15 protein-coding genes are annotated in these 16,439 nt (G+C 72.6%); 3 read left to right on the forward strand and 12 right to left on the reverse strand.

Going from position 1 to position 16,439, the window contains the following annotated elements; all coding sequences use genetic code 11:
* Positions 1-29 precede the first annotated feature (29 nt).
* Positions 30-1,055 carry a methyltransferase gene (locus OIU81_RS07720; protein ID WP_329145210.1) on the reverse strand — a complete coding sequence of 342 codons (1,026 nt, stop codon included), beginning with the start codon at positions 1,053-1,055 and terminating at the stop codon, positions 30-32.
* A 213-nt stretch (positions 1,056-1,268) separates the two neighbouring features.
* Between OIU81_RS07720 and OIU81_RS07725 the strand changes: the two genes are divergently transcribed.
* Both OIU81_RS07725 and OIU81_RS07730 read left to right on the forward strand, forming a co-directional pair.
* A complete protein-coding gene (locus OIU81_RS07725; protein WP_329145212.1) occupies positions 1,269-2,897 on the forward strand; it encodes an FAD-dependent monooxygenase in 1,629 nt (542 codons plus the stop codon).
* Positions 2,894-3,910 (forward strand): methyltransferase, encoded by a 1,017-nt coding sequence (locus tag OIU81_RS07730; RefSeq protein WP_329145214.1) that lies wholly within the window; start codon positions 2,894-2,896, stop codon positions 3,908-3,910. Before OIU81_RS07725 ends, OIU81_RS07730 begins: the two co-directional genes overlap by 4 nt.
* Before the next feature lie 144 nt (positions 3,911-4,054).
* Here OIU81_RS07730 and OIU81_RS07735 read toward each other — a convergent pair whose 3' ends face one another.
* From OIU81_RS07735 to OIU81_RS07770, 8 genes are all read right to left on the reverse strand, one after another.
* Positions 4,055-4,510, reverse strand: coding sequence for a DUF1772 domain-containing protein (locus OIU81_RS07735; RefSeq protein ID WP_329145216.1), 456 nt, complete (start codon positions 4,508-4,510; stop codon positions 4,055-4,057).
* The gene (locus OIU81_RS07740) at positions 4,507-5,364 is read right to left on the reverse strand and encodes an LLM class flavin-dependent oxidoreductase (RefSeq protein WP_329145218.1); all 858 of its coding nucleotides are present in this window, start codon (positions 5,362-5,364) and stop codon (positions 4,507-4,509) included. The genes OIU81_RS07735 and OIU81_RS07740 overlap by 4 nt, the downstream gene beginning before the upstream one ends.
* Positions 5,365-5,373: 9 nt before the next feature.
* Positions 5,374-6,390 carry a methyltransferase gene (locus OIU81_RS07745; protein WP_329145220.1) on the reverse strand — a complete coding sequence of 339 codons (1,017 nt, stop codon included), beginning with the start codon at positions 6,388-6,390 and terminating at the stop codon, positions 5,374-5,376.
* Entirely contained in the window at positions 6,387-7,268 is an 882-nt protein-coding gene (locus OIU81_RS07750) for an NAD(P)-dependent oxidoreductase (protein WP_329145222.1), read from the reverse strand. The genes OIU81_RS07745 and OIU81_RS07750 overlap by 4 nt, the downstream gene beginning before the upstream one ends.
* Positions 7,265-7,654: a SchA/CurD-like domain-containing protein gene (locus OIU81_RS07755; protein WP_329145224.1), complete on the reverse strand. Its 390-nt coding sequence runs from the start codon at positions 7,652-7,654 to the stop codon at positions 7,265-7,267. The genes OIU81_RS07750 and OIU81_RS07755 overlap by 4 nt, the downstream gene beginning before the upstream one ends.
* Positions 7,654-8,391: an SDR family NAD(P)-dependent oxidoreductase gene (locus tag OIU81_RS07760; RefSeq protein WP_329145225.1), complete on the reverse strand. Its 738-nt coding sequence runs from the start codon at positions 8,389-8,391 to the stop codon at positions 7,654-7,656. Before OIU81_RS07760 ends, OIU81_RS07755 begins: the two co-directional genes overlap by 1 nt.
* 79 nt (positions 8,392-8,470) lie before the next feature.
* Positions 8,471-9,847 (reverse strand): NAD(P)/FAD-dependent oxidoreductase, encoded by a 1,377-nt coding sequence (locus OIU81_RS07765; RefSeq protein WP_329145226.1) that lies wholly within the window; start codon positions 9,845-9,847, stop codon positions 8,471-8,473.
* Between the two features lie 126 nt (positions 9,848-9,973).
* The gene (locus tag OIU81_RS07770; RefSeq protein WP_329145228.1) at positions 9,974-11,884 is read right to left on the reverse strand and encodes an AfsR/SARP family transcriptional regulator; all 1,911 of its coding nucleotides are present in this window, start codon (positions 11,882-11,884) and stop codon (positions 9,974-9,976) included.
* Positions 11,885-12,306: 422 nt separating this feature from the next.
* On the opposite strand from OIU81_RS07770, the gene OIU81_RS07775 reads away from it, so the two are divergent.
* Positions 12,307-13,074 (forward strand): SDR family NAD(P)-dependent oxidoreductase, encoded by a 768-nt coding sequence (locus OIU81_RS07775; protein ID WP_329145230.1) that lies wholly within the window; start codon positions 12,307-12,309, stop codon positions 13,072-13,074.
* 63 nt (positions 13,075-13,137) lie between these two features.
* Here OIU81_RS07775 and OIU81_RS07780 read toward each other — a convergent pair whose 3' ends face one another.
* The 3 genes from OIU81_RS07780 to OIU81_RS07790 all read right to left on the reverse strand — a co-directional run bounded on the left by OIU81_RS07780 (position 13,138) and on the right by OIU81_RS07790 (position 16,078).
* Entirely contained in the window at positions 13,138-13,848 is a 711-nt protein-coding gene (locus OIU81_RS07780; protein ID WP_329145232.1) for a class I SAM-dependent methyltransferase, read from the reverse strand.
* A gap of 142 nt (positions 13,849-13,990) precedes the next feature.
* A complete protein-coding gene (locus OIU81_RS07785) occupies positions 13,991-15,007 on the reverse strand; it encodes a methyltransferase (RefSeq protein ID WP_329145234.1) in 1,017 nt (338 codons plus the stop codon).
* A 690-nt stretch (positions 15,008-15,697) separates the two neighbouring features.
* Positions 15,698-16,078 carry a cation:proton antiporter domain-containing protein gene (locus OIU81_RS07790; protein WP_329145238.1) on the reverse strand — a complete coding sequence of 127 codons (381 nt, stop codon included), beginning with the start codon at positions 16,076-16,078 and terminating at the stop codon, positions 15,698-15,700.
* Positions 16,079-16,439: the final 361 nt, after the last annotated feature.

Here is a 16,439-nt window from a genome sequence, read left to right on the forward strand (position 1 = left end):
CCGGCCCCCGGTGGCCGGCGGCCACGGGGTCAGCCCGCCTTGCGGCAGACGACGAGGGTGTCGTAGTCGCCGAGCGGCCGGTCGGTGACCGAGGCGAACCCCGCCGAGGTGGCGTGGTCGCGCAGTTCGGCGACGGTGTACTCGCTGCCGCCGTCGGTGACCAGCAGCATGTCGAGGCTGATGACCAGGTTCTCCACGTGGCGTGGGTCCTCGTCGAGCATCCGGTCGTACACCAGCAGCTCGCCGCCGGGGCGTACGCTGCGGAACGCCTTGTGCACCAGGAGCCGGCGCTGCTCGGCGCTCCAGTCGTGCAGGGCGTGGCCGATGACGACGAGGTCCGCCTCGGGCAGCTCCTGGGTGAAGAAGTCCCCCGGGTGGAAGGTGACCTTGCCGGTCATCCCGAGTTCGGCCATCTTCTCGTCGAACAGCGGGGCCATCTGCGGAAGGTCGAAGACCCGCCCGGTCAGGTGCGGGTGGGCGGCCACGATCCGGGCCGCCATGTTGCCGCGGCAGCCCCCGACGTCGAGGACGGTTGCGTGGCGGTCCCAGCCGTCGTAGGCCGCCAGCAGCTGCGGGGCCAGGACGTGGGTGAGCGCGTCCATCATGTTGACGAACTGGCCCAGCAGCCGGGGGTCTTCGATCATGGTGAAGAAGTCGCCCCCGGCCTGCGGCTTGCCGGTGCGCAGCGCCTCGGTGAGCCGGCCCCACGCCGGGTACAGGTTGCGGTTGGACCGCTCCAGGAAGCCGCCGATGTACAGGGGTTCGCCCCGCACCAGGTAATGGCGGGCCCCCGGTGCGTTGCGGTAGCGGTCGCCGTCGCGCTCCAGCAGGTCGAGTCCCACCAGGAGCTGGAGCCAGTCACGCAGTCCCCGGCCGTGCAGGCCGAGCGCCGCGCCGATCTCCTGCGGAGTTCTGGCGTCGTCGCGCAGGGTGGTGAACAGGTCCAGTTCCACGGCGCTCAGCAGCGCCTTGGCGTCGCAGAAGGCATTGGCCAACCGCAGGATGCCAGCCGGCGTGGAGGTACCCGCGCCGTCGTGGGCAGCGATGCCCGTCATCCGCCTCACTCCTTCCACCGCGGCCTGGCGGGACCGCCACGCCGGTGCAGGCAACGACGCTGGCAGCGTGCTGTGGAACTCCGCTCGAAGGTCGCTGGAGGGACCCGGACCGTCCGGCCGCTGCTCGGGGCGCCATCGTTTCTCCAGTACCGGAAGACGGGCGCGGGCTTCGATGGGCCGGTCAGGCACACCGAACTCGTCGAGGGATCTGGCATGGACGACATGACAATTCCGGTGCTGGTGGTGGGCGGCGGGCCCGTCGGCCTGTCCACCGCGATGTTCCTGGGCCGCCACGGCGTGCCCACCCTGCTCGTCGAGAAGCGCGAGGCCACCTCGCTGCTGCCCCGGGCGCCCGGTCTGCAGGCGCGGACCATGGAGCTGTTCCGCGCGGCGGGGTGCGAGAAGGAGGTGCGTGCCCTGGAGAAGGGCGACTCGCACCCGTACTTCGAGGGCGGGATCATCCAGACCTCCACGTTCGCGCGGATCGACGAGGCGGTCACCCTGGAGGCGCCGTCGCTGGACGGCCCGCTGGTCAGCCCGGAACGGGTGATGGGCTGCGGGCAGGACCGCTACGAGAAGGTGCTCGTCGCCAAGGCCGAGGAGGCCGGCTGCGAGGTGCGGTTCGGCACCCGGCTGACGTCGCTGACGCAGGACGGGGACGGCGTCACGGCCGTGGTGAGCGGCCCGGACCGGGCGCCGTACACGATCCGCGCGCAGTACGTCGTGGCGGCCGACGGGGCGAGCAGCTTCGTCCGCCGCGAGCTGGGCGTGGAGCGCTCCGGGCGCGGCACCGTCTTCCACGCGCTGAGCATCTACTTCCGCGCGCCGGAGCTGGCGGGGCTGCTCAAGGGGCGCAAGTTCATCCTCTGTTACGCGACGGCCGCCCGCGGCTCGCTGATGAGCCTGTCCCGGCTGCACGGCTGCGACCCGTGGCTGGCGACCCCCCTGTACTTCCCCGACAAGGGCGAGAAACCGGAGGACTTCACCGACGAGCGCTGTGTGGACATCATCCGCACGGCCGCCGGGCGCGAGGACCTCGAAGTCGAGATCGTGTGGAAGGTGCCGTGGCAGGGCGCGCAACTGGTGGCCGAGCGCTTCCGCGTCCAGCGGGTGTTCCTCGCCGGCGACGCGGCACACGTCCACCCGCCGGCGGGCGGCTTCGGCGCCAACACCGGCATCCACGACGCACACAACCTGGCGTGGAAGCTGGCCGGCGTGCTGCACGGGTGGGCGGGCCCGGACCTGCTGGACACCTACGAAGCGGAGCGGCACCGGGTCGGTGAGGCGATGGCCGAACAGGCCATGATCCGCAACCGCATCCGCCACGGGTACGCCGATGACGCGACCCGGGCCGCCATGGTCGACGACATCATCATCACCCTCGGCTACCGCTACCACTCCACGGCGGTCCCCGGCGGCGACCCGGACGCGCCCGCCCTCTCCCCCGGGCTCGACCTGTCCGGCCGGCCCGGTACCCGGGCGCCGCACCTGTGGCTCGACCGGGACGGCGAACGGATCTCCACCATCGACCTGTTCTGGGACAGCTATGTGCTGCTGACCGGGGCGCGGGGCGGGCGGTGGGCCGAGGCGGCGGAACGCGCGGCCAAGCAGCTCGGCGTGCCGCTGCGCCACCATGTGGTGGACGGGACCGGTGAGCTGCGGCCGCTCGGCCGGCCCTGGGCGCCGGCGTACGGGGTGACGGACGGCGGGGCGGTGCTGGTGCGGCCGGACGCCTGTGTGGCCTGGCGGGCCCCGGAGCCGGTGGACGATCCCGACACGGTGCTGGGGGGCGCCCTGGCCCGGGCCGCCGGGTTCGCCGGGCCGGCCGGGGAGGCGCGATGAGCGCGGCGTTCGGGGCCGGCTCGCTGCTGGAGACGGCGATGTCCTTCCAGCGGGCGAAGCTCCTGCTGACCGGTCTGGAGCTCGGGCTCTTCGATCTGCTGGCCGGCGGGCCCGCCGAGGAGGAGACCCTCGGGGAACGGCTCGGTCTGCACCCGCGCGGCACGGGTGACTTCCTGGCCGCGCTGGCCGAGGCGGGGGTGCTGGTCCGCGAGGGGAGCCGCTACCGCAACGGCGCGGCGGCGGCGCAGTTCCTGGTCCGCGGCGAACCGGCCTTCCTGGGCGGCTTCCTGCACGTCGCCGACGAGGTGATGTATCCGGCGTGGGGGCGCCTCGCCGACGCGCTGCGCACCGGTGCGCCGCAGGCCGCGACGTACTCCCGGCCCGACATGTTCGGGGAGTTGTACGAGGACGACGCCAAGCGGTCGGCCTTCGTGCGCATGGCGGAGGACGCCAGCCGCCCGCTGATCCCGGCGCTGGCCAAGGGCTTCGACTGGGCCGCGCGCGGTGCGGTGCTGGAACTGGGCGGCTGCCGGGGGAACGTGGCGGCGGGGCTGGTCGCGGCGCACCCGCACCTGGAGGCGACCGTACTGGATCTCCCGCAGCTCAGGCCGGAGTTCGACGCCCACATGCGCGCCCTGGGCACGACGCGCCGGGTGCGGTTCCACGCGGCCGACTTCTTCACCGACGACCTGCCCGCGTCCGAGGTGGTCATGATCGGGCACTGCCTGGTCGACTGGACGGACGACCAGCGGCGGGCTCTCCTCGCCCGCGTCCTTCCCGCGGTGCGGCCCGGCGGCGCCTTCCTCATCTGGGACCCGATGATCGTCCCCGGCGACGAGAGCGCTCTGCGCAATCTGGTGCGCAGCCTCAACATGCAGCTGATGACGCCGCACGGGGCGAACTACCGGCTGGACGACCTCACCGGCTGGCTTCGGGAGGCGGGGTTCGGCGAGGTCCGGCACGAGGCGCTGGGCCAGGACGTGACCCTGGTGACGGCGGTCCGGCCGGAGTGAGAGCGGGCCGCGGCACACGTACGTCCGTCCCCGCCTCCGCAGACGGTGGCGGGGACGGACGGGTGCCCCGCCACTGCCGGCAGGACACGTGACGGGGCCGCCGGCCCTGCCACCCGGCCGCGGGGTGGCACGGCTGGCGGCCCGTCAGAGCAGGGCGAGTCCGGCGGCGTTGAGGGCGGCGGCCGCGACGGCCAGCACGGTGCGCAGCAGGTGCCAGCGCCGCCACAGCGGCCGGGGGTCACGCCAGTCGGCGGGCACCGCCCCGGGGTCGATCCCTTTCACCCGGCGGTTGATCGGCACGTTCCCGAAGTGCGACACCACCGACACCAGCAGCAGGAGCACCGCGGCGGCGGCGAACACCGGCCGCCCCCGCCCGCCGGCCGGCGCCGCGAGGGCCGCGTCGGCGGCGAACGAGCCGAGGACGATCACCGGCATCGTCGGGTCCCAGTTGCGGCCGAGCAGCTGGTGCGTGTGGACATACCGGTCCGGTGGCATGGCGCGGAGCGCGGGCAGCACGCTCAGCGCCACCGCGAACAGCACCCCGGCGACCAGACCGCTGGTCACGCACACCCCCGCGGCGAGGACGGCGGGCCCGTTCACCGCACCGCCCCGGCCACCAGGTCCACCTGCTCCGGGCCGGCCGAACAGGGGAACAGGACGACCTCGTCGCACCCGGCGTCCGCATAACCGGCCAGGACCTCCGGCAGCCGGCGCTCGTCGGTGACGGCCCGTGCGGCCGCCTGCCGGGCCTTCGTGCCGATGTAGGCGTAGTAGGAGTGCAGGTACTCCTGCGCCTGCCGCCGGCCGTCCGGGCCGAGGGAGACGTAGCACAGCGACACCACCCGAGGAGGCTCCGTCCGTCCCTCCCGCACCCACGCCTGCCGGACCCGGTCGACCAGCTCGCGGTAGGCGGTGCCCGAACTGCCCCCGGAGATCCAGCCGGAGCCGTACCGGGCGGCCCGCCGCATCGCCGCCGGCGAGTGGCCGCCGAACAGCAGCGGCGGCCCGTGGGGGTGCACCGGCCGGGGGCCGACGCCGGGAACGGGCCCCTCGCCCGCCCACACCGCCCGCAGTTCACGGACGAGGGTGTCCATGCGCCGCCCGCGTTCGCGGAACGGGACGCCGGCGGCGAGGAAGTCGTCCTCCCGGTCGCCGACCGCCAGGCCCACCACCAGGCGGCCGCCGCTGAGCCGGTCCACCGTCGCCAGCTGCTTGGCGAGCGGGGCCGCGCCGCCCCGGCAGGAGCCCAGCAGCACGGTGCTGGCCAGCCGGATGCGGGTGGTCACGGCCGCGGCGGCGGCGAGGGCGGCGAGCGGCTCGTAGCCGTCGTGGACGGGCCGGTCCACGGCGCACAGGCTGGTGAAGCCCGCCCGGTCGGCGCGGCGGGCGCATTCCAGCAGCGCCGCGCCGGTGACTCCCGGCACGGTCGTCGGCAGTCCCATCGAGACGTCCACGCGCCCCCCTCAGGTACCGGCGGCCCGGTGGCCCACCACGAGTGTGTTGCCGAGGACGGCCGGCCGTACGGAGACGTCGCAGAAGCCCGCCTGCGTGAGCCACTCGGCGCACCGGTGCGGCGGGTAGCCGGCACCGGCCGGCGACATCACCAGCATGTGGAGGCTGCCGATCAGGGCGAGCGGGTCCGGCCGCGCGGTGTCGGGCATGGGGTCGTAGACCACCAGGGCGCCGCCGGGGCGCAGCGACCGGTACGCCGAGCGGATCAGCGCGGTGCGTTGTGCCTCGGAGAAGTCGGCCAGCACGTGCCCGATGACCACCACGTCGCCGGGCGGCAGGGCATCGGTGAAGAAGTCACCGCCGACGAAGGAGACGCGGTCGCCGACGCCCGTCCGCGCGGCGTGCTCGGCGACGTCGGGCCCGTTCTGCGGCCGGTCGAAGACCACCCCGCTCAGGTGCGGGTGAGCGTGCAGCAGCAGCGACACGAGGTTGCCGCGGGCCCCGCCGACATCGGTGACGGAGGTGTGGCGGCTCCAGTCCAGCGCCTCGGCGATACCGGGCGCCAGCGGGGCGCTGAGGGAGTCCATCATGCCGTGGTACATCCGGCGCCGTTCGGGCCGGTCCAGCATCTCCTCGAAGTCGCCGGTGTTCTGCGGCGCCCCGGTACGCAGGGCGGACGTCAGCCCTCCCCAGGCGGGGTAGAGGACGGCGTTGGCGCCCTCGAGGAAGCCCCCGTCGTAGTGCGGGCCGCGCACCAGGTGCCGTGCGGCGACCGGGGCGTTGCGGTAGCCGTCGCCGGTCCTTACCAGCAGGCCGAACGCGGTCAGGGCGGCGAGGAAGTCATCGAGTCCGCGGCCGTGCAGCTCCAGCTCCTTGCGCAGCTGCTCCTGGGTGCGCGGGCCGTCGGCGAGGACGGTGAACACCCCCAGTTCCAGCGCCGTGAGCAGGATCTTGGCCGTCGCGAACCCCATTCCCAGGGCGGTGGCCTTTGCCCACTGCGGCGCGTCGGTGCGGTGCCGGTTCGTCATCGGCGGTTCTCCTTCGACGGGGGCGCGACCTCCACGACGGCGGCGGCGTCGTCGTCGGCGTGGCCGGCCGCGAGGGCCGATCCGAAGCGGGTGACCGCCTCGTGGCCGAGGGGCAGTTCCATCTGGTAGGCGGCGGCCTGGTCGAGGGCGAGTTCCAGGTCCTTGTGCATCAGGGCGGTGCGGAAGCCGGCCGGCCGGTAGACCCGGCGCCGCATGAACTCGGCGCGGAAGCCCAGCACGGGTGAGCGCCAGCCGCTGTGGAGCACGACGTCCAGCAGCAGTTCGCGGTCGAGCCCGGCCGCCTCGGCGAAGGCGGCGGTCTCCGCCAGCCCCGCGGTCTGGATGCCGAGGAGGAGGTTGAGGGCCAGCTTCAGGGCGCTCGCCCGGCCCGCCCCGCCCAGGTAACGCACTTCCTGGGAGAGCGCGGACAGGACGTCCTCCACCGTGTCCAGGGCCGCCCGGTCGCCCGAGACGAAGAGCCGCAGCTTTCCCTCGGCCGCCATGGCGGGGTTGCCCATGACGCACGTCTCCAGGCGCCGCACCCCGGAGGCGGCGAGACGGGTGGCGGTGGTGCGCGCGTAGGACGGGGAGACCGTGGTGGTGTCGATCAGCACGGTCTGCGGGCGCAGCCGCCAGACCAGCTCGCCGAACAGCACCTCCTCCACGGCCGGTTCGTCCGCCAGGCTGAGCAGCACCGTGTCGGCGCAGGCGCCGGCCTCCGCGGCGGAGGACGCGAGGACCGCGCCCGCCCGCTCCAGGGGTTCGGCCTTCTGACGGGTGCGGTTGTACACCGTCACCGCGTATCCGGCGCCGAGCAGGGCCCGGGCCATGCCCCCGCCCATGCCGCCCAGCCCGATCACGGCCACCGGCCCGGTCACGCCGCCGGCTCCCCGCTCGGGTGGGTCTCGACGGACAGCTGCGCGAGGCAGCGCATGGTCGCGTCACGGAAGTAGCCGGTGAAGCCCTCGGTGGTGGAGGTGTCGCGGGGGTGGGCGAGGTAGGGCGCCAGCCGCTCCTCGATGAGGTGGACGCCGCGCTGGGCGGCCATGTGGCGGGCGATGGCCTGGAAGTCGCCCTCGTAGTGGATGACCCGCACCAGCACGTCGTCGCTGAGGAAGACCGCCGTTCCCAGCAGTCGTCCGGCGTGGGCGCCCTGCGCGTCGCGGAAGTCCGGGGTGTCCACGCGCCGGAAGCCGGCGAACAGTTCGGCGATCTCGTCCTCGTGGCCGGGCTTGACCCGGTAGGTGATGGCCGCGTACGGCATCAGATGCCTCCGTCGACGTTGAGGGTGTGGCCGGTGACGTAACGGGAGGTGTCACCGGCCAGGAAGAGGACCGCGCCGGCGACGTCCTGGGGGCGGCAGATCCGGCCGAGCGCCGTCATGCCGACGATGCGCTCCACGGCGGCCGGCGGCAGGCCGGCCCCCGGTTCGGTTTCGGTGAGGCCCGGGGCCACGGTGTTGACGCGGATGCCGCGGGAGCCCACCTCCTTGCACAGGGCGCGGGTGAAGCCGATCAGGGCGGCCTTCGAGGCGGTGTAGTGCACGCCGTTGGACCGGCCGCGCAGGGCGACCGAGGAGCCGACGTTGACGATCGAGGCCCCGTCGGCGAGCAGCCCGAGCGCGGCCCGGGTGACCAGGTACGGCGCCGTCACGTTGTGGTCGAACATGCGGTGCCACTCGCCCTCCTCGATGTTCTCGAAGGGCACGGGGCCGTCCACCCCGACGTTGTTGACCAGCACGTCGAGCCCGCCCAGGACGTCCCGGCAGACGCCGGCCAGCCGGGTCACGTCGGCGGCGTCGGTCACGTCGCACCGCAGGACCTGCGAGGCGGTGCCCAGCTCCTTCAGCTCCCGGCGCAGGCTCTCGGCGTCGTCGTCCGGCGAGTGGTGGCAGGTGACGACCCGGGCGCCGGCCCGGGCGAGGGCGAGGACCGTGCAGCGCCCGATGCCCCGGGTTCCGCCGGTGACCAGTACGCGTTTGCCGGCCAGGTTCTGATCCACGTCTGTACCTCCTGGGCACCGCTCGCTGCGGTCGCCGCTCGGTGGGATGGGCGCTGGGCGGGGCCTTGCCGCGGGCCGCTCAGGCGCGCCGTAGCGACAACTGCGGCCGGTAGGACAGATAGAGACCCCCGACGGCCCGGTCCGGACTCATCGGTGCGGCCTTCAGTTCGTGCTCCTTGTTAAGGTTGGCCAGCGGGTTGGGGTCGCCGCTCTCCGCACCGCCGAGGTGCTGGCGCACCCTGCGGTAGACGTCCTCGGCGTCCTTGAGGTCGGCGATCCCGGTGATGATGTGGTCGAAGGACGCCTGGAGGTCGAGTGCGTCGCGGTCCTCGGACGACAGCCGCTGGGCGTTGTAGAAGTGGAACTCCTTGCCGCGGTAGCTCTCGTAGAAGACCGACACCAGGACCAGCAGCCGCTCGTAGGCGGAGCGGTAGACCCCGTCGAAGAAGGCCCGTGCCTCGCTCTCCTCGACCTCGCCGCGCAGCACCGAGCCGATCGACGCGGCGGCGAGCATGGCACTGTAGGTGGCCAGGTGCACCCCGGTGGAGAGCAGCGGGTCGAGGAAGCACGCGGCGTCCCCGCAGAGCAGGTAGCCGGGGCCGTGGAAGGCCTCACTGGTGTAGGAGTAGTCCTGCTCGGTCGTGAAGTCGCTCACCCGCTCCGCGTCCGCGAGCAGTTCGTGCACGACGGGACACCGGCGCAGCGCGTCGGAGTAGACGGCCTCGATGCCGCCCAGCTCGCGGCGCCGGCGGTTGAAGGTGTCGCGGCCGGTGACCAGTCCGATGCTGGTGGTGCCGTCGTGCAGGGGGATCGCCCAGAACCATCCGTCGGGGACCGACGCCACCGTGATCGAGCCGGCCGGGCCCCGGTCCAGGGGCTTGGCGTTCTTCCAGTACGACCAGGTGGCGACGTTGCGGAAGACGGTGTGGAACTTCCGTGACCCGAGGTACTTGGTCGCCATGACGCCGCGCCGTCCCGACGCGTCGATCAGGTAGTCGAAGGTGAGGCGGCCGCTCGTGCCGTCCCCGGCCCACCGCGCCGCCACCGGCCGGTCGCCGTCGAACTCGATCTCCTTGACGGTGACGCCCTCCCGCACGTCCACACCCAGTTCACGGCTGTGGTCGAGCAGCAGCTTGTCGAAGTCGGCCCGCGTGACCTGCCAGGCGTTGGCGCCGTCCGCGCCCAGCTCGGCGAACCGGACCTCCCACTCGTCCGGACCCCAGCTGAAGTAGGCGCCGCCCTTGGGCTGGAACCCGAACGCCTCGACCTTGTCCCAGGCCCCGAGCAGTTCGAGGATCGGGCGGCAGGACGGCAGGATCGACTCACCGATGTGGTAGCGCGGGAAGGTCTCCCGCTCCAGCAGGGTGACCTGCACGCCCTGACGTGCGAGCAGACCGGCCGCCGTCGATCCGGCGGGTCCGCCTCCGATGACCAGAACCTGGGTCCCAGCGCGCATGTGCGTCTCCCCTTCCGAGGCTGTGTGCGTCCGGGTGAGAACGTTCCAGTTCCGGGTCGAAGGCCGCTGGAGTGGCGGTCGTGGCAACGGCGGAGGGCCGGTGGGGCGCCCTCCGCCGGTGCGTGGTCAGGCCGAATGGGCGGGGGTACGGGCGAGTTCGAAGGTGGGCAGCACGCGGGCGCCGTCGTCGGGCGGCGCCGGGTAGGCGGTGTCCTCGGCCCGGTTGGTCAGGCTGGACGCCACGGTGCGGAACGGGGCCCTGATCGAGTAGAGGAACATCCCTCCGATGTCCTCGGCCTCCGCCAGCTGGAACTCCACCAGGTCCTCCAGGAGCAGTTCGGCCGCCGACTCGTCCACGCCGAGCAGTGCGGCCGCCCCGGCGACCGACACACAGGACTCGGTGCTCGCGGCCACCAGGCGGAACGCGGCCTGTTCGGCACCGGACAGCAGGCGAAAGGAGCGCCCCACGCTGTCGGCTATGCGCGGCGCGTCACGGCCGGCCGGGGGTATGCGCCGCACATCGCCGTCGGCCAGGTGCAACAGCTTGCTGATCGGCCAGTGGGGGCGGCGCTGGAGGAGACTGGCGGCCGCCCGCAGGGCCAGCGGCAGGCCCCCCGAGAGTTTGACCAGCTCCCCCAGTGCCGCGAGGTCCGCCTGGAGGCGGTCGTCGCCCAGCACGTCGCTGAGCAGGCACTGGCAGATCTCGTCGGCCAGCGGGGCGGTGCGCGTGGTGATCACCACCGCGGGATGCGACAGCAGACGGCGGCTGGAGGCGATCATGGCCGATCCCGTACCCGGCAACAGGGCGTCGAGCTGGTGGGTTTCGACGACGTCGTCCAGGACCACCAGCAGCCGGCGCTGCGCCGTCCACGTACGGAAGGCGGCCTGCATCTCCTGCGGGGACGCCCCCCGAAGGGCCCGGCTCAGGCCCAGGGCGCGCAGGAAGTCGGCGAGGACCTCGTCGGTCGGCACCAGCGAACCGTCGTCCCGCTGGAGCCGGGCGAAGAGCACGCCGTCGGGGTACGCGTCCCGTACCCGGTGGGCGGCGTGGACGGCGAACACCGATTTGCCGGAGCCCGGCGGGCCGACGGCCAGGGCGACGACCGAGGTGGGCCGGCGTCCGGTGTCGGTCAGGGTGCGCCGCACCGCCTCGAGCGCGTCCTCCCTGCCGACCAAGTGATCGGTCTCCAGCGGCAGTTGGTTGGGCTGCTGGTGCTTGGCGGTGACCATCATCGTGCCGGTGGCGTCGGCCGGCGCGTCGAGGCAGGGGTCCGCGGTCAGCATGGCCTGGTGGAGGCGCCGCAGCTCGGCGGACGGCTCCAGCCCGAGTTCGGAGGCGAGCACCGAGCGGGCCCGCTGGTAGGCCTGGAGCGCCTCCGCGCGCCGTCCCGCCCGGTAGAGGCCCAGCATGAGTTTCGCCTGGAATCCCTCGTGCGTGGGTTGTTGCGTGACCAAGGTGGTGAGTTCACCTATCAGGTCGATATGACGGCCGAGTTGTAAGTCGGCCTCTAATCGGTGTCCGAGGGCTAGCTTCCGCAATTCTTCAAGGCGCACCATATGGGCGTGCAACAAGGGCCCGGGGCTCACCGCTCCGAATGCCCGCGAGGTCCACAGATCGAGCGCCTGCCGCAAGATGAGGGAAGCCCGCTCGAAATTCCCGGCCGCCAGCTGTTCACGTCCCAGTGCGGCCAGCCGCTCGAACTCCACGGCGTCCAGGGCACCGTCGGGAAGGGTGAGCATGTACCCACCGGGTGTCGTACGAAGCGTCACTTTCACGCCAGCCCCCGAGCCGTCGCCGGTCGCCTTCTCCGACCAGTTCAAGTGCTTGCGCAACTGGTAGATGTAGGTCTGGAGGGTCGTGACAGCACTCAGGGGAGGCCTGTCGTCCCAGAGTTCCTCGATGAGCTGATCGGTGTGCACCGCACGGTTCGCCTCCACCGCGAGGAGCGCGAACACCCGGCGTAACTTGGGGGCGGCGGGGGTCACCTTCACCCCGGACCGCAGAACCTCGAACTCCCCTAGCACCTTGACATGCATCAAGCTCCCCCTTGTTGGATCAAGCCGGTGACGAAACGGATTCGCGACCGATCGCGACATCCGTCGCGATCAGCCCCTGGCGCGATCGAGAGTGAGTGCTGCCGGCACCCTCCCAGCCTCGGTTGATGTCCAACCAGACCCTCGGATGCATCCCGCTAGAAAGACAGGGACCTGTTTAACGGCACGACATCGAATTCCGCTAGAGCATCGCTGAGCAGCGCGTCGCAAATTGGTCGAGTCTTTTTGTGAACGGCCGGTCCGGCGCGGAAATCGCCTGGTGACTGCGGTGGTCCCGCCGGGCGGATCAGCCTTGATAGTCGCCGGGTCGACTAGTAGTCTGACGACTATTCACATCCAGCGGGCCGGTCTCGGCTCGCGTTCGTCATCGGCGCAACAGCGCCGACGGGTCGAGGGGTTACCGAATGGATCTGGGACTCACGGACAAGCGGGTGCTGATCACGGGGGGCACGAGGGGCATCGGCCGCGCGACCGCGCTGTTGTACGCGCAGGAGGGCGCCCGGGTGGCCATCACGTACAACTCCTCGGCGGACGCCGCACACAAACTCGTCGAGGAACTGGGCGGCCCGGACCGGGCGATGGCCGTTCCCTACGAACTGCGCGATCCGGCGTCGATCGTCTCCGCCGTCGACACGGTGCGCGAGGCGTTCGGCGGCATCGACGTCCTGGTGGCCAACGCCCTCTGGTTCACCTGGGGCGACCCGGGCGAGGACGACGCCTTCGAGGACCTCGACCCGGAGAAGTGGACGCGGCGCTTCCGGGCCAACACCGAAGGGCACATGCTGACGGCCCAGCGGGTCGTCAAGGACATGCGGGCGAACGGATGGGGGCGGGTGGTCCTGCTCTCCTCGATCACCGCGCAGTACGGCATGTGGCGCTCGGAGATCTACAGCAGTTCCAAGGCGGCACTGCACGGCTTCGCCAAGGGCCTGATGTGGAGTCAGCACGGCGTGCTGGTCAACGTCGTCGCTCCCGGCGCGACCAGGACCGAGTTCATGGAGCAGCTGCTGGAGGACCCGGACACCCGGGACATGGTGGAGAAGGAGATCGAGCGGACCCCCAGCGGACGGATCAGCGAGCCCGAGGACATCGCCAAGCTGATCCTCTTCCTCGGCTCGGGGGCCAACGGCAACATCAACGGCGAGATCATCCACACCGCCGGCGGGCGCTGACCCACGCAGCGAGCCGGGGGACGCGGTGGCGTCCCCCGGCTCGGGCCCTGCGGTGTGCCGGTCTCAGGCGACGGCCCGGAAGAGGGCGACGTTCCCCCTCACCACGACCCGGGAGCACGCGAAGTGCTCACCGAGCGCACGGGCGAGACCGTCCGGACCGTCGCCCTGGTTCTGGAAGTTGCCGCGCCGGTGCTGCTCCACGAGCAGCCGCCGGGTCAGCGCGTTCATCCGCACCCCCTCGGCGAGCACCGTCGACCCGAACAGCGTGCCACCCGGCCGCAGGACCCTGGCCACCTCCGCGAAGGACGTGCCCTTGGCCTCCCAGCCGCCGGGGACGGTGTGCAGTACCAGGCTCATGGCGACCGAGTCGAATTCACCGTCCGGCAGTGGCAGGGGTTCGAGCAGGTTGGCCCGGCAGGTCCGGGGACGGTAGCGGGCCAGGCGGTGCGCCGACATCTCCAGACACTCCTGGCTGAGGTCGAGCAGGGTGATCTCGGGCGGCGGCCCGGTGAAGCCGCAGCGGTCCAGGAAGTATCCGGTCCCCGGTCCGATGTCGAGGTGACGGGCACCGGTGGCGCGCCGGTAGAGCCGGAGCATGTCACCGCGCGGACAGCGCCACACCACCGAGCAGAACAGCCCCAGCACCACGGCGTCGTACACCGCCAGCCGCCGCCGGGTGTAGGCCTCCTGCGCATGGCGGGTCCGCGGGTCCGGCCTCCCGGGGCCGGACAGGTCGGGGACGGACGTCCCGCGATCGGATGCTTCGGATGTCACCACCGCACCTCCCATGCAGTTCGGCCACAACGGGCGACGTAAGCGTGAGGAACCGGGCCTGCCGGGGCCCTGCCCGGAGCCGGACGAGCGACGCGGCCGGGCGACGCGGCCGGGCGACGGGCGGTACCGCGGGCGGGGCGGCTCACCTGATCCGGTGGGCCACGAGCAGGGTGTCGTCCCCGGCGAGCGGCCGGTGGCTCACCTCCGCGAAGCCGGCGTCCGCGAACCACCGGGCGCCCTCCGACGGCGTGTACTCACCGCCGCCCGGGGTGCAGAGCATCATGTTGAGGCTGACCAGCAGGGAGTTGGTCTTCGTGCGGCGGTCCTCGTCGATCATCGTGTCGTAGGCGAGCGCGTAGCCACCCGGCGCCACCGCCTCGTAGGCCCGCCGGGCGAGGTGCCGCCGCTGCTCGACGTCCCAGTCGTGCAGGACGTGCCCGAACACCACGACCTCGGACTCGGGCAGCGGGTCGTGGAAGAAGTCCCCCGGCCGGAACGCCACGCGCCCGGTGAGGCCGAGTTCCGCCATGTGCTCGGTGAAGACGGGCTCCACCGCGGGCAGGTCGAAGACCGTCGCCTCGAGGTGCGGGTGGGCCCGGACCAGCTCGGCGAGCACATTGCCCCGTGCTCCGCCGACGTCGGTGACGCGCTTGACCGTTTGCCAGTCGAAGGCGTCCCCCAGCGCCCTGCCGCTGGGACCGTTGAGTGCGTCCATGCCGCCGTAGTAGGCCCGCCACTCCTGGCGGCTGCGGTGCTGGCGGACGAACATCCCGGCTCCCGGGCGCGCGCCGTTCTGCGGCTCACCGGTGAGCAGTCCCTCGCCGACCCGCGACCAGCGGGCGTCGGCCTGCTGGAGGAACCGGCCGAGGTAGGCGGCCTTCTCGCCGTCGAGGAACCGCGCGGCCACCGGCGCCGCGCGGTAGGCCCCGTCCGCCCGTTCCAGCAGCCCGACGGACACCAGGGCGTCGAGGAAGTCACCCGCGCCCCGCCGATCGATCCCGAACCGGTCGCAGACCTCGCCCGGTGTCATCTCCGTGTCCAACAGCGCGGTGAACAGGCCCAGTTCGACCGCGAACAGGACCGTGCGCCACTTGTAGAAATCGGCAGCCATCTGCAGCAACGGCTCGGCCGTCGCACCGGCCTGTGCGCCCTTCGTCATACGCCAGTCTCCTTCGGCAGTGTCGGACGGTGCTCGGCAGGACGCTACGGCGCGGCACTCGACAGCGGCTGGATGACCGCTGGTTGCCGAGCCCAGGAGCACAGCGCCGGCCCGGGCCGGGGTGCCGCCCGACCGTGGGACGCCACCACCGGCATGGCGCGGCGGCCGACCGCCGGCCCTGGCACCGGGAAACGGGACCTGACCACTCGTCCTCCGCACGGCCGCGGACACCGCACCCCGGTCACCCGGCCCCATCGGCCCCTGGCCTGTCCCTGTCCGTGGCCCTGGCCCCGGCCTGTCCCCTCGGCAAACGGTCGTCCGGCCCGGCGAAGCACCGCAGCAGCAGTCCGGTCATCACCGTCGTGACCATGGCCCTGACGACCCTCTCCGCGTGGAGCCCGCGGTCCAGCAGACCGAACCGCAACCCGACACTCATCGCGCTGAGTTCGGTCCGTCCCCGGGTCTTCATCCACGTGGCCGGCACCGCGGAGCGGCGTGCCCCGAGCCCCTGGGACCGGGCGCCGATCCAGGGTGGTCTCCCTCGGCATGACGAGACCGAACAGAAAGGCCCCGAGCACGAAATGGCGCCCGGGGGCCTGGGCCACCGCGGCCGACACCAGCAGGCCGGTGAGCACGACCGCGAGACCGCCCGCCGACGCCGGCCCCCCCCCCGGGGCGCCCGCTGTTCAGCTAGCGCCCGCGCCAGCAGCGGCCTGCCACGGGTGAACAGGACCAGGGCGCAGGGGACGGCCGCAGCACCATCCAGTGCGTCCGGCCCCCGGTACCGGTCAGGACCTGGACGGCGGCGAGCGCTGTCCAGGCGAAGAGGTCGCACACGGCCGCCGACGTCAGCGCGATCGTCCCCAGCCGGCTGCCGCTCATGGACCGGTCGGTGAGGATGCGCGCCAGTACGGGAAGGGCGGTGACCGACACGGCCACCGCGAGGAACAGGAGGAGGCCGGCCCGGCTCGCGGGGTGCCGCTCGCGGAGCAGGTGGAGCGCGAGCAGCACACCGAGAGCGAACGGCACGGCGGCGGATCCGAGGAGTATGGCCGCGTTGAGTTCGGTCACCGGTCACCACCTCGTGGTTCGTCTGCTTCCTGTCCCGTGCCACGACGTCGCCCGGCCGACTGACACGCCCGCGTGGCCGCCGCCCAGGACCCGGCCGAACGCGACCGTGCGCGTCATCCTGCGGTACCGGACGGCGACCGCCCTGGAAGGCCACTGGAGTCCCGGGGCTCCGGCCCCGCGGGGGCCTCTTCCGTCGCTCGAAGCGCCCGGCGGGTCGAAGACCGGTTGCTCGGCGCCCGGTTGCTCGGCGCCCGGTTGCTCGGCGCTTCGATCGCTCGGAGCCGCCAGGCAGCCGTCCGGCATCCCTCCGGAGCGGACCGGACGGCCGACTCGGCCGGCATGGACAATGCGCACGACGCCG

The organism is Streptomyces sp. NBC_01454, from assembly GCF_036227565.1.
Classification (GTDB): Bacteria; Actinomycetota; Actinomycetes; order Streptomycetales; family Streptomycetaceae; genus Streptomyces.

What these genes read in the sequence shown, in the direction of transcription:
- OIU81_RS07720 (WP_329145210.1), bottom strand. Translation starts at nt 1,055, where the DNA reads ATGACGGGCATCGCTGCCCACGACGGCGCGGGTACCTCCACGCCGGCT.
- OIU81_RS07725 (WP_329145212.1), top strand. Translation starts at nt 1,269, where the DNA reads ATGGACGACATGACAATTCCGGTGCTGGTGGTGGGCGGCGGGCCCGTC.
- OIU81_RS07730 (WP_329145214.1), top strand. Translation starts at nt 2,894, where the DNA reads ATGAGCGCGGCGTTCGGGGCCGGCTCGCTGCTGGAGACGGCGATGTCC.
- OIU81_RS07745 (WP_329145220.1), bottom strand. Translation starts at nt 6,390, where the DNA reads ATGACGAACCGGCACCGCACCGACGCGCCGCAGTGGGCAAAGGCCACC.
- OIU81_RS07755 (WP_329145224.1), bottom strand. Translation starts at nt 7,654, where the DNA reads ATGCCGTACGCGGCCATCACCTACCGGGTCAAGCCCGGCCACGAGGAC.
- OIU81_RS07765 (WP_329145226.1), bottom strand. Translation starts at nt 9,847, where the DNA reads ATGCGCGCTGGGACCCAGGTTCTGGTCATCGGAGGCGGACCCGCCGGA.
- OIU81_RS07770 (WP_329145228.1), bottom strand. Translation starts at nt 11,884, where the DNA reads ATGCATGTCAAGGTGCTAGGGGAGTTCGAGGTTCTGCGGTCCGGGGTG.
- OIU81_RS07775 (WP_329145230.1), top strand. Translation starts at nt 12,307, where the DNA reads ATGGATCTGGGACTCACGGACAAGCGGGTGCTGATCACGGGGGGCACG.
- OIU81_RS07785 (WP_329145234.1), bottom strand. Translation starts at nt 15,007, where the DNA reads ATGACGAAGGGCGCACAGGCCGGTGCGACGGCCGAGCCGTTGCTGCAG.